Raw genomic sequence first — 12399 nt, 5'->3', positions numbered from 1 at the left:
AACCTTTCCTAGATCAATAATTATGGAATAAGCACGATGAAAATAAGCATAAAACTCCAAAGCGTCGTTATAAGCAGCCTAATCCTATGTTCTCCACTGACTTTTGCAGCCGATACCATTTGGATTGCTGGAACCACACATAAAGGGACAGTAACCGTACCTATAGAGAATGGCCCTAATGTGGTTTGGAAATGCGACGGTACTGTATGTCGAATGTCTGGTCCTTGGGGCAATCAACTTTCAATAGACTCATGTCAAAGTTTGGTCTCCCGAATTGGGAAAATCACCTTCTATAAAAATTCTGCTGGAAAAATTTGGACAAAAAATTCAAAAGAATTAGCGGAGTGTAATCAAGCAGCAAAGTAGAACCTTTTAGCGCCAGCAGGTCATGATATTTATCAGCAATATGATCGTGATAAACTGCTATTTATAGTCGTGAATACTCTGACTTGTTTTAATGAATCAGCGTGTAATGAATATGCGTTTAATGAATCAGAGTATGTTTGATAAACTTGAGTTGAAAAAAAACACCTAAATTTAATTTAGGTGTTTTTTATGGCATTTAAATAATATAGAAAAATAAGTTAACTATGTTTTAACTCTTCTCTCTCATCTGAAAGTAAAATGCTTTGATCTGTCTGTCCCATCAATTGACTGGTCACAACACCTGCAGTCATCGAACCATCAACATTTAACGCAGTACGCCCCATATCAATCAAAGGCTCAATGGAAATCAGTAAAGCTACCAAAGTCACGGGTAAACCCATAATCGGTAAAACAATCAGTGCAGCAAAAGTTGCGCCACCACCGACACCTGCAACGCCAATTGAACTTAAAGTCACTACGCAAGCTAAAGTTAAAATCCAGATCGGATCAAGTGGATTAATCCCCACTGTTGGGGCAACCATCACCGCAAGCATTGCTGGATATAAGCCTGCACAACCATTTTGTCCAATCGTTGTACCAAATGAAGCAGAAAAGCTGGCAATAGACTCGGGTACACCCAAACGGCGAGTTTGTGCTTCAATATTTAATGGAATACTTGCCGCACTCGAACGGCTGGTAAAAGCAAAGGTTAATACAGGTAAAACCTTTTTAAAGAATCGGATTGGGTTAACGCCTGTCAGCAACAATACGATTGCATGTACTGCAAACATGATGGCTAGCCCCAGATAAGAGGCAACCAAGAAACCACCGAGATTAACAATATCAGCAGCTTTAGAACTTGCCACGACTTTCGTAATCAAGGCAAATACACCATAAGGTGTAAGCGTCATCACCAATCGAACTAGCTTCATCACCCACGCTTGCAAAGTATCAATTGCAGTGACGATACGTTGGCCTTTTTCGGCATCATCTCTGATCAGGTTAAGCCCGGCCAAACCGAGCATCGTAGCAAAAATCACCACACTAATGATTGAGGTTGGATGTGCCCCAGTGAGTTCAGCAAATGGATTTGTCGGCAAAAAAGATAAAATAAAATCAGGTACATTTAAGTCAGTGACTTTACCAATATATTCAGATTGAATTGCTTCAAGACGTGCTGTTTCCTGTGTCCCCTGTACAAGACCAGCCGCACTTAATCCAAATAGATTGACCACAAACACGCCAACCAAAGCGGCAATAAATGTGGTGATTAATAATGTACCAATACTAAAAATACTAATCTTGCCTAATGAGGATGCATTATGTAACTTAATAACAGCACTCAGGATCGAGACCAGCACTAATGGCATCACCACCATTTGCAAAAGCTTAACATAACCATTTCCAACGATATTAAACCATTGAATAGACTCAGTTAAAATTTCAGAATTTGTACCATAAACCCAATGTAATCCTAGCCCAAATACCACACCTAAACATAAACCGGCAAACACTTTTTTAGCCAGACTCCAATCTGTCTTTCTGGTTTGCATCAGCAGTATGATCAAGGTAATGAATATGACAATATTCAAAATGAGCGTATAGTTCATTCGAGTTCCAATAGTTTTGATCGTTTTATTATAAGCTTATTGTGAAATATCCAATAGTCTTTAGCATTTTTTGATATTTAAGTGTTGTTTTCTCAACATGCACTATTAATAATAAAAACATCACTTTAGCGCACTCATGAATTTTTTGTATAAGCTTATACAAATAAAGACTAACACCCAGAATATAGGCCATCTCATGAATTCACATATCCAAACTGTTGAACTTTCTAAGGCTTATCGCCTGTTAAATCACGGTCCAACCGTGCTTGTCTCAGCCCAGTATGAAAACGAAAACAATGTCATGGCAGCAGCTTGGGCTTGTGCATTAGAACTTGTGCCTGCCAAAGTGAGTGTGGTTTTAGACAAAAGTACAAAAACTCGTGAATTAGTTGAAAAGTCAGGTCATTTCATCCTACAAGTACCGACACTCAAACAACTTAAGCTGGTACAACAATTAGGCTCAATCAGTCAGTTTAATGATCCTGAAAAACTCTCACACTGCCATACGCCACTTTTCCAATTTGAGGGATTTCAGCTCCCTGCGGTTGAAGGCTGCGCTGCATGGTTGATCTGTGAACTGATTCCTGAACCGCATAATCAACAAAGCCATGATTTATTTATAGGCAAAGTCGTCGCTGCGTATGCGGATGATCGTGTATTTCGCAATGGTCACTGGTATTACCATGAAGTTGGCGCTGAATGGAAAAGCCTACATCATGTTGCAGGTGGACATTACTATACGATCGGAGACCCTGTAGATGCCAATCTATAGGCTTAATCCTTACGAAATTTGCTTGTCGATGGACCAATCTGTTCTAAATCACGTTTAATTTATAATTGTTCAATGATCTAAACAGACTGAGCCCTTGATATTAATCATACTTATCGCAGAGTAAACTCCGATTTTACCAACTGGTTAAGTTATGTGAATAAGACCTGATTATTCCCAAACTAAATACTGATTATTTATTGTCATTTTTTTAAATTCACCTTAAGGTGAATTAACGGAAAATGGATAATCTGCACAATGACCAAGATCGGATCGAATAAAATTCAGCTGAGTATCTTTCTATGCCTGTGTATGTGTTTAGGCATTGGCATTCTCCGATTTTCCTATACTGCATTATTGCCCTCTACCCGTCTTGCTTATCATTGGGACTCCAGTTTTGCCAGTATCTTAAGCAGTGCAAATTTGTTGGGGTATTTAATTGGTGCATTTTGGGCAATGAAACTGCCTCAAAACTTTACTATGCCTCGATATATCATTTTGGCGGCATTTTCTGGAACGGTGAGTTTACTCAGTTGTGCTTTTTCAGGTCTTCCCGAAAGCTGGTATGTCTTTTGGCGTGTCATTTCTGGCATCAGTGGTGGCTTATTGATGATTCTAGCACCCAGTATCGTTGCACATTGCAGCAAAGCTGAAGAACGTTTAACCATCAACTTCATTGGCTTTAGTGGTATTGGCATTGGGGTATTATTGGCAACCCTGTTTTTGCCTTATCTCGACAGAATCAACACACAATCTGCATGGATGATTTTATTTGCATTCTCTGCTGTCATTTGTTTGATCATCGTTTATTTACTCAATCTATTTAAAGATCATCTAGATCATATCAGCGTAGCAAACAATCAGACGGGGACAGTCAATGGCATGTATTTTAGTTTGCTGATTGTTTATGCTTCTAGCGCTTTTGCCTATGTTCCCCACTCATTGTTTTGGATTGATTATCTTAAAAACACCCTACATCTTAATCTATATCTAATTAACTTGAATTGGATTTTGTATGGTTCAGGCAGTGCCTTAGGTGCAATCAGTGCTTACTTACTGACACGAAAATTTAGCAATTTTACCGCATTAAAAATATTATATAGCCTGTATGTCTTGGCGATCTTTATTGCGATTTTTTCAACCCATCCAATCCTTACCTATACCTCATCCTTTTTTACAGGTTTGCTTAATCCTGCTGTGGTTTTCCTTACTTCATATACCATTTTACATCTTTATCATGTGGCCTATAAAAAACTATGGAGCATAGCAACATTAGCTTTTGCTGTAACTCAATTGGTTGGTGGAATCTGTTTTAGTAGCTTGCAACATTGGGGTGTTTCCTATCATCAGCAATTTATACTTGCCTCAGGTGTACTCGCTGTAGGTACAGCACAATTTTTTATCTATTCTATAACCCATCAAACACAACTGCATAAAAGCTAAAATAAATGATCATGTTGCGTGAATCATATTGCTATTAAAAACTTCTCCTCCCCTTCGAAAAAGATCAGGATGAGGGTGCTTTATCTTAATCTATGCTTTAAAAAAGGACAGATGAAAGAAGCCTAGTGCTTCGTTTTAGAATCGCGCCAATCTAAACACGCTAAGCTTTATCCACCGTAAAATAATCGGCTTTGCACAAAGAAATAATTTAAATATCAACCTCAAACACATAAGTTTTAGCTTTCACTTAAAGCACTTTTCTCACAGTTATTGACCATTTGGCATATAAATTGCTCTTTGTAATGCAGGGATGGCAAAGTCATAAAGGTTTTAAGATGAATACTGAAATTAAAAAAATTCAACCTGAAGATGAAGTTTTAAGTGCGGGAAAGAACCTGACATTTGGTTTACAGCATGTACTCACCATGTATGGTGGTCTGATTGCAGCACCTTTGGTCGTAGGTACGGCGATTGGTCTAAATGCAGCTGAAATTGCCTTATTAATTACGGCATCTATTCTTGTGGGTGGTTTGGCAACATTACTACAAACGCTTGGACTAAAGTGGTTTGGTGCAAAACTTCCAATTGTACAAGGCACTTCATTTGCTGCTGTCGCAAGCATGATCGCGATTGGTACAACTGGGGGAAATATCCAAACGATCTTCGGTGCTGTCATAGTCAGTTCTATTTTCGGGATATTGATTACTCCCTTTTTCTCAAAAATAGTGCGTTTCTTTCCACCGATTGTGACGGGTTCAATTATTACCATTATCGGGATTTCACTTTTACCTGTTGCAATCCGCTGGATTATGGGCGGTAACCCTAAAGCACCCGAATGGGGCTCACTAGAAAATATAGGGATTGCAGCCTTTACCCTCGGCGTACTACTTGTGGTGAGTCGCTTTGGTTCAGCTACAATGGCGCGCCTAGGCGTACTCATCTCAATTATTGTTGGTGCAATTTTTACCATCCTGCTTGGTGTTGCCGACTTTTCAAAAGTGGGCAATGGTGATTTATTTGCTTTCCCACATCTATTTGCTTTTGGTCTACCGAGCTTTGAAATGTCCGCGATCTTAACCATGTGTATCGTGACCATCGTAATCCTTACTGAAACAACAGCCAGCCTATTAGCGATTGGTGAAATTGTTGATACAAAAATGGATAGTCATCGTTTGGCAGATGGTTTAAGAGCAGACATGCTATCTTCTGCGATTGCGCCATTATTTGGTTCATTTATGCAATGTGCATTTGTCCAAAACGTGGGACTGGTTGCCATTTCAGGTGTTAAAAGCCGTTTTGTGGTAGCAACAGGTGGTGCTATTTTAGTTGTACTGGGTTTATTACCGATTTTCGGACGTTTAATTGCTGCGATTCCGATGCCTGTTTTAGGTGGCGCGGGTATTGTTTTATTTGGTAGCGTTGCAGCAAGCGGTATTCGTACATTATCTAAAGTGGATTATCAAACCCAATCCAATCTCATCATTGTAGCCGTATCGATCTGTGTGGGTTTAATTCCTTTAATCAGCCCTGATTTCTTTCATGCCTTTCCCAAAGTATTCCAAACTTTATTTCATTCAGGAATAAGCGCGACCTGTATAGCAGCAGTATTACTCAATATTTTCTTTAATCACCTTTCATTTGGTAAAAAACCTGTTCGATCTTCAGTCAAAAATGTACAAACAGCCATACATTGAGATAAAAAAGCAGAGCTTGAATCGAAGCTCTGCTTTTTTACTCTCTATTTAACCATTAAGAACAGCAAATGATTGGATGCTTTTCTTAAAACCATTATTTTGTGGTTGGCATATGCTTTTTAATAAAGGCAACCAATTCAGGATTCTTTTCAACAATCGCTTGAGTATGACTCGCATCTTTCACAGGTAAGAATGTTACATCAGTACCCATATCTTTTAAGCGTTGTTGTAATGCTTCTGTGACAGGATAAGGTACAGCCATATCAGCAGTTCCTTGAATAATCATCACAGGACTATTAATTTTCTTGGTTGCAGGTTGATTCTCGGCTAAGAATTTTTTTACCGTAGGATTTTCTTGGAAATTATCGACTAATCCAGGATAGTCTAAAACAGTTTTTCCACCATTCTTAACAATATAATCACGGATATCATCGGCAAATTTATTATGCAATTCATCTAGACATAAGCCATTTTCACCCGTTGAACCTTCCGCAAATTCTGCAATATTTTTTGAACGATCTTTGAAAACTTCTCGATAATTAAACTTAGGTTCATAGGCAGTCACACCAACTGTGGTATAAGCAGCATATGCCAATAATTCAGCATAAACTTCAACAGCCGTACCTACTGGGGCTGTTCCAGCTTGTTCTTTTTGAAGGATATCTCGAATTGCTTGTGGCGCAACGACAGAAATAATATAACCCAAACTTGAGGCAGGTGCGCCTGCGACAGCACCTTTGTAGTTTGAGTCGGTATTGGAAAACTCAGCAGTTCCTAAAGAACCATGCCCACCCTGCGATTGGCCGACAGACATCCACTGACCATTGATCTGATTACCATAGCGCTCTTTATATGCTTTCACTGCATAAATCGCTGAATTTGCTTCACTCTTTAAATTTAGATACGGATGCATACCCGGTGTGCCCAAGCCTTCATAGTCTGGGGCAATAATCACATAACCCTCATTTAACAAGCTTTGCGCCATATTTTTAAATCGTGGGTTAAATCTATTTCGACTTGGGGCACAACTATCACCCACACCCACTGTACCATGCTCCCAAACCACAACTTTCCAACCATCACTAGGTCGTGTTGTTTTGGGAATGAAAACCATTGCTGTGGCTTTTTTGGTTTCACCGAGTACATTCGGCATATTATAAGTCATGACTTTGACTGATGTAGCCTCATTGATTACATCTGAATTATATGTATTTTCAGATACATAATTCTTATTTGAACCCCAGTTATTCCAGTTATTCCAGTTATTCCAGTTATTATCGTCATCATTACATGCAGTTAAAAATAATACTGAACCGCAGGTCATTGCCAATAATGTTCGTTTAAATAATGTTTTCATTCAAATTCCTCAGTTTTTATTGTTTGAACAACTCCGTGTTCAAGCTACTAATTAAACATAAAAAAATGTATCTTGCTAGGATACTTTTAACCAAATAGTAAAATAATATATAGATACAAATGCTTATCTTTAATTTAAATTCGATTAAACCAAATTCATGCAATAGAAACGCCAGCATCAGTTATTAAACCATCCCACGGATTACGCAGAAATACATCATTATGGATCATAGAAATAACTCAAAAAAAATGTGCTCTCGAATGCCAGTTGAGAGAAATAGTGATCATGCTTTATAAATAGCCTTGATCAAAAGCCAATCAAATCTTCTATAAAAGTGTATAAATTGAGCATACATAAATATAAAAAAGCAGAGCTTCGATGGAAACTCTGCTTTTTCTATAAATTGCTAATCCCTATTTAACTACCAAGAAAACCCAATAATTTGATAATTTTCTAAAAACAATTATTTCGTAGTCGGCATATGTTTTTTAATAAAATCAACCAGTTCAGCATTCTTCTCCATAATCGCTCCAGTATGCGTTGCATCTTTCACAGCTAAGAATGTGACATCTGTTCCCATTGCTTTTAGGCCCTGTTGTAATTTATCTGTAACCGTATAAGGCACAGACGTATCAGCAGTTCCCTGAATAATCATCACAGGTGTATTAATTCTTTTCGTTGCAGGTTGATTATCTACCAAGAATTTTTTCAAGGTCGGATTCTCTTGGAAATTATCAATTAAGCCTGGATAATCTAAAACGGTTTTACCTGCATTTTTAGCGGTATAGTCATTAATATCATCGACAAATTTTTTCTGCAAATCAACAAAGCATAAACCGTTCTCCCCCGTTGAACCTTCTGCTAATGCGACAATACTTTTTGAACGCTCTTTAAACACATCTCGATAATTAAACTTAGGCTCATAAGCAGTCACGCCAACAACAGCAAAAGATGTATAGGTCAATAACGTAGCATAAACTCCAGCTGCAGTACCTACTGGTTTTTTCCCTGTTTGCTCATCTTGAAGAATACCTTGAATCGCTTTCGGTGCAACATCAGCAATAATTTCCCCCAAACTTGAGGCTGGTGCGCCTGCCACAGCACCTTTATAGTTGGCATCACTATTGGAAAACTCTGCTGTACCTAAAGACGCTTGTCCGCCCTGAGATTGCCCGACCGACATCCATTGACCATTGATTTTATTACCATAACGCTCTTTATATGCTTTCACTGCATAAATTGCTGAGTTTGCTTCGCTCTTTAAATTTAAATATGGATGCATACCTGGCGTGCCCAAGCCTTCATAATCAGGGGCGAGAATCACATAGCCTTCTTTTAATAAGCTCTGTGCCATCGGTATAAATCGATCATTAATTTCATTTCTACTCGGTGCGCAACCATCACCCACACCTACAGTACCATGCTCCCAAACTACTACCTTCCAACCATCAGTAGGTCTCTTGGTTTTTGGAACAAAAACCATAGCTGTAGCTTTCTTAGTTTCTCCAAGTACATAGGGCATATTATAGGTCATGACTTTGATTGATTCAGCCTCAGGCATGCGACCTAAATTATAAGTACTTTCAGACACATAATCTTTATTTGAACCCCAGTTATCCTTGTTATCATCATCATTACATGCAGTTAAGAATAATGCTGAACCGCAAGTTATTGCCAATAGGGTTTGTTTAAATATTGCTTTCATTACCAATTCCTCAATTTTTTTATTGTTTGAACAGCTCCGTGTTCACCCTTAATTAAGCATAAATAAATGCGTCTTGCTACAATATTTTTTAATAAAACAGAGGAATATCTCACATTTATAAATTATTACTTTTCTTTATCTCGTGAAATTTCATCAATATTTCGTAATATTATAAATAGAGATGAAATTCCAACAGTGGTTTATTTTAATAATTTAAAATCAAAATAATGCAATAAAAATACCAACAAAAATGATTAAACCAACCCAACGGTTATGTCTAAATGCCCAAAAGCATAGTTGTGGATCGCGCGCTTTGGTTTTTGTCCATTGATAAATAAAATCCGCAACAACCAATAACAAGGCAATCAAGCCAAATGGAATCAATATATTTTCTAAATACAATGCTGTACCAATCAACAATACACTGGTCAATTGCAATAAAGAGATGATCTGAATATCGTATTTTCCAAAAAGAATGGCAGTTGATTTCACACCAATTTTTAAATCATATTCACGATCTGTAATTGCATACTGGGTATCATACGCCACCGTCCATGCTAAATTGCCAAAATAAAGCAACCAACAGGTCCAGTCTAAGGGTTTTCCCATTGCGGTAAATGACATAGGGATTCCCCATGAAAATGCCATCCCTAAGACCACTTGTGGTAAATGGGTGTAACGCTTCATAAAGGGATAAATAAAGGCGAGGACTAATCCAGCAAGCGCGCAGTAAAAAGTTGCGATCGGTAAGAAAAACAAAGTACACGCACTGGCTGCCACCAACCCCACAAACACCCAGACTGCTTCTTTGGCAGAGATCACCCCAGTAGCCAGAGGGCGATTTTTAGTTCGTTCCACATGTGCATCTACTTTACGATCAGCAAAATCATTGATCGCACAACCAGCTGCTCGCATAAAAATTGTCCCCAAAACCATTGCAACCAGTGTCACAATATCAGGGATACCTTCTGCAGCAATCCATAATGCCCACATGGTCGGCCATAAAACCAATTCTGTCCCAACTGGTTTATCAAAACGACACAGATAATAATAAGCTTCTAAGCGTTGTTGCCAAGTGGTGTGTTGCGCGATCGACATGACAGTCCTTCAATACTCTATTTTGAAATATGCTGTTGTTGCAAAAATTGCTCAAAGGCAGGTAAAAAAGTTTCTTGAACAATAAATTTACAACCATGCCAAGTATAACAACTTTGACGTGTCCAACCTTCTGCTAATTTTAAAACACGCCGTTCACACAACGGATTGGTGCGTTGAAATAAAAATTTTCCGATCGGCTTGGTTCGAATATGCTTAAACAAACGTGCTTTGCCATGGATACTGAGAATAGGAAAAATACTTTTTGCTTTGACCCATGGCTGTGCATCACAACCAAATAAGTAACTTTCACGTACCCATGAGGTGTGTTGCTGTGGCATCAACATCCATTGACTATCCAGCACACTCATTCTTTGATAATGCTCTTGAATCGGTTGAACTTTAAAAACACCACCCGCGACATCAGTCAACTGCTGAGTCAATGAACCTTGTGCATACAACCATGTTTTTAATTCAGGAGGAAACGTCTTATCCCGTATTGTGCATGATTGTTTCAATGTTCAGCCCTTCAAATTTTGGATGACTTAGTGTAACTGAAATTTTTTGTTTTGTTTAAATTGATCGTCTGAATCCTAAAATTGAATGAACAATCCATCAAAAATAAAAACAGAGAAACGCGAGATTCAAGTGAAAATTAAAATAACTTTATTTCATCCACTTCACACCAATTGGTTTTCTCTTTTAATCACTATTTTGATTTGTATCACTTTCTGCTACATTTTAAATATTAACACTGATCTCAGGTATTATAGGGCCTCGCATAATGAATATAAAAACAGCACTACAACTCAGCATTTTATGCATTCCTTCAACATATAGCTTTGCACTTAACTTATCCAATTCACCGATTCAACAAGTCACCCTGTATCCTACACTGGCAAAAATTGAACGAACCATCCCTGTACAAGCAGGAGAACAACTCGTTATCCTGAATGGCCTTGCGGCAAACTTCAATATCGATCAACTGCAATATCAAAGTAGCAATATTGAGGTCAATGCGGTTTCTCATACAGATAGCGCACTGGATAAACCTGCTGGAAATGAGTCTTCTCAATTGCGCAATAATATAGAGGATATTAAAAAGAAAATTTCTGAACAAAACTCAATTATTCAGGCGGCTGAATTACAAAATAAGTTTCTAGAAAATGTCATTAAAGGCTCTGCGCCAAAAGTACGTAAACAAGCCTATGAAGCTTTTATTGCGATTGATCAAGCCAAAGCTGAAAAAGAAAAGTTACAACAACGCTTACAAGAACTTGAACAAGACTTAAATGCCATTGGCGACAGCGAGTTTAACCAACGCACACTTAAGTTTTATGTCAACGCCCCGCAACGTGGTGAAATTAAAATTAGCTATATGGTGCCTTATGCACGTTGGCAACCGATATATAAAGCCGAATTAAACACCCAAACCAAGCAAATTAAACTCACCCGTATGGCAATGATTGCACAAAAAACGGGTGAAGACTGGAACAATGTTAAATTGGCATTGTCTACAGCAACACCGCAAAACTACGTTCAACAAGTCCAGCCACAACAATGGTGGGTCAACTATTATGAACCAGAACCTGTACGACCAATTTATCCCGTTGCACCAGCGCCTATGGCTTTAGCTGAAATGAGTTATGATGAAAAGTCGACAGCTAAGGCCAAAAAAGCCCCGCCTCAATTTCCACAATTTCAAGCGGCTGATTTAAATTTTAGCACTGAATTCCGTTCAGAAACCAAAGCCTCCATTCCCAGCAGCCAACAGCAAATCTTTTTACCTTTAAGTACTGAACAATATGCCGCAAAACTTTCAGTTTGGGCAATTCCTAAGCAAAGCACTCAAGCGACAATTAATGCTGAAATTTCAAAACTTGATCAAAATTGGCCTTCTGGAACAGTAAAACTTTATCGTGATGGCGACTATATTGGACAAAGAGCTTGGAGCAATAGCGCAGATGAAGCACTTCAAATGAGCTTTGGTACAGATGATCAAATTCAAGTTAAAGTGACTGATTTAACTGATAAGAAAAATCCAGTCAAAGGTACTCAATCTGAAACCATCCGAAAACAGCAATATTCAGTGCAAAACTTACATAGCTACCCAATTCAAGTCACAATTTTTGAAGCTGAACCACAAAGCCAGAACGGTAAACTCAGCACACAATCAACCTATAATATCCCACCGACCGCAACACAATGGAATGGGCAACCCAATATCAACCAATGGCAAATTGATTTAAATCCAAAGCAGATTTATAAATTAGATATCCAGCATCAATTTAAATATCCAAGCAAAGGAAGAACTTCAGGGTTTTAACTTTAGTTTTTATACAAAATTTAGCCCAGTCATG

Annotated in this window: 10 protein-coding genes; 5 read left to right on the top strand and 5 right to left on the bottom strand. The window is 38.2% G+C overall.

The window, feature by feature from the left end; all coding sequences use genetic code 11:
• Positions 1-36: 36 nt before the first annotated feature.
• Positions 37-366, top strand: coding sequence for a hypothetical protein (locus tag ACZ5QH_RS07140; protein ID WP_004820122.1), 330 nt, complete (start codon positions 37-39; stop codon positions 364-366).
• Between the two features lie 218 nt (positions 367-584).
• On the opposite strand, the gene ACZ5QH_RS07135 is transcribed toward ACZ5QH_RS07140, so the two are convergent.
• Positions 585-1976, bottom strand: a complete 1392-nt coding sequence (locus tag ACZ5QH_RS07135; RefSeq protein ID WP_303576467.1) for an L-cystine transporter — start codon at positions 1974-1976, stop codon at positions 585-587.
• Between the two features lie 196 nt (positions 1977-2172).
• Between ACZ5QH_RS07135 and ACZ5QH_RS07130 the strand changes: the two genes are divergently transcribed.
• From ACZ5QH_RS07130 to ACZ5QH_RS07120, 3 genes are all read left to right on the top strand, one after another.
• On the top strand, positions 2173-2748 hold the full coding sequence (locus ACZ5QH_RS07130) for a flavin reductase family protein (protein WP_096733614.1): 576 nt from the start codon (positions 2173-2175) through the stop codon (positions 2746-2748).
• Positions 2749-3003: 255 nt separating this feature from the next.
• Entirely contained in the window at positions 3004-4188 is a 1185-nt protein-coding gene (locus ACZ5QH_RS07125) for a YbfB/YjiJ family MFS transporter (protein WP_303576466.1), read from the top strand.
• Positions 4189-4523: 335 nt separating this feature from the next.
• The gene (locus ACZ5QH_RS07120) at positions 4524-5882 is read left to right on the top strand and encodes a nucleobase:cation symporter-2 family protein (protein WP_096735489.1); all 1359 of its coding nucleotides are present in this window, start codon (positions 4524-4526) and stop codon (positions 5880-5882) included.
• Positions 5883-5976: 94 nt separating this feature from the next.
• Here ACZ5QH_RS07120 and ACZ5QH_RS07115 read toward each other — a convergent pair whose 3' ends face one another.
• From ACZ5QH_RS07115 to ACZ5QH_RS07100, 4 genes are all read right to left on the bottom strand, one after another.
• A complete protein-coding gene (locus ACZ5QH_RS07115) occupies positions 5977-7239 on the bottom strand; it encodes an alpha/beta hydrolase family protein (RefSeq protein WP_303576465.1) in 1263 nt (420 codons plus the stop codon).
• A gap of 463 nt (positions 7240-7702) precedes the next feature.
• Entirely contained in the window at positions 7703-8944 is a 1242-nt protein-coding gene (locus tag ACZ5QH_RS07110; protein ID WP_303576464.1) for an alpha/beta hydrolase family protein, read from the bottom strand.
• A 219-nt stretch (positions 8945-9163) separates the two neighbouring features.
• Positions 9164-10042 carry a 4-hydroxybenzoate octaprenyltransferase gene (gene ubiA / locus ACZ5QH_RS07105; RefSeq protein WP_303576463.1) on the bottom strand — a complete coding sequence of 293 codons (879 nt, stop codon included), beginning with the start codon at positions 10040-10042 and terminating at the stop codon, positions 9164-9166.
• A gap of 17 nt (positions 10043-10059) precedes the next feature.
• Complete coding sequence (locus ACZ5QH_RS07100) at positions 10060-10557, bottom strand: chorismate--pyruvate lyase family protein (RefSeq protein ID WP_004820096.1); 498 nt, start codon at positions 10555-10557, stop codon at positions 10060-10062.
• 266 nt (positions 10558-10823) lie between these two features.
• Between ACZ5QH_RS07100 and ACZ5QH_RS07095 the strand changes: the two genes are divergently transcribed.
• Positions 10824-12365: a DUF4139 domain-containing protein gene (locus tag ACZ5QH_RS07095; protein WP_303576462.1), complete on the top strand. Its 1542-nt coding sequence runs from the start codon at positions 10824-10826 to the stop codon at positions 12363-12365.
• Positions 12366-12399: the final 34 nt, after the last annotated feature.

The sequence above is a fragment of the Acinetobacter sp. Ac8 genome (genome assembly GCF_055392545.1).
This window is presented reverse-complemented; position numbering and strand designations above follow the sequence as displayed.

Bases quoted from the DNA above. Each gene is read 5' to 3' on its own strand.
- ACZ5QH_RS07120 (WP_096735489.1), top strand. From the start codon at position 4,524: ATGAATACTGAAATTAAAAAAATTCAACCTGAAGATGAAGTTTTAAGT.
- ACZ5QH_RS07135 (WP_303576467.1), bottom strand. From the start codon at position 1,976: ATGAACTATACGCTCATTTTGAATATTGTCATATTCATTACCTTGATC.
- ubiA (WP_303576463.1), bottom strand. From the start codon at position 10,042: ATGTCGATCGCGCAACACACCACTTGGCAACAACGCTTAGAAGCTTAT.
- ACZ5QH_RS07095 (WP_303576462.1), top strand. From the start codon at position 10,824: ATGAATATAAAAACAGCACTACAACTCAGCATTTTATGCATTCCTTCA.
- ACZ5QH_RS07110 (WP_303576464.1), bottom strand. From the start codon at position 8,944: ATGAAAGCAATATTTAAACAAACCCTATTGGCAATAACTTGCGGTTCA.
- ACZ5QH_RS07140 (WP_004820122.1), top strand. From the start codon at position 37: ATGAAAATAAGCATAAAACTCCAAAGCGTCGTTATAAGCAGCCTAATC.
- ACZ5QH_RS07115 (WP_303576465.1), bottom strand. From the start codon at position 7,239: ATGAAAACATTATTTAAACGAACATTATTGGCAATGACCTGCGGTTCA.
- ACZ5QH_RS07125 (WP_303576466.1), top strand. From the start codon at position 3,004: ATGACCAAGATCGGATCGAATAAAATTCAGCTGAGTATCTTTCTATGC.
- ACZ5QH_RS07130 (WP_096733614.1), top strand. From the start codon at position 2,173: ATGAATTCACATATCCAAACTGTTGAACTTTCTAAGGCTTATCGCCTG.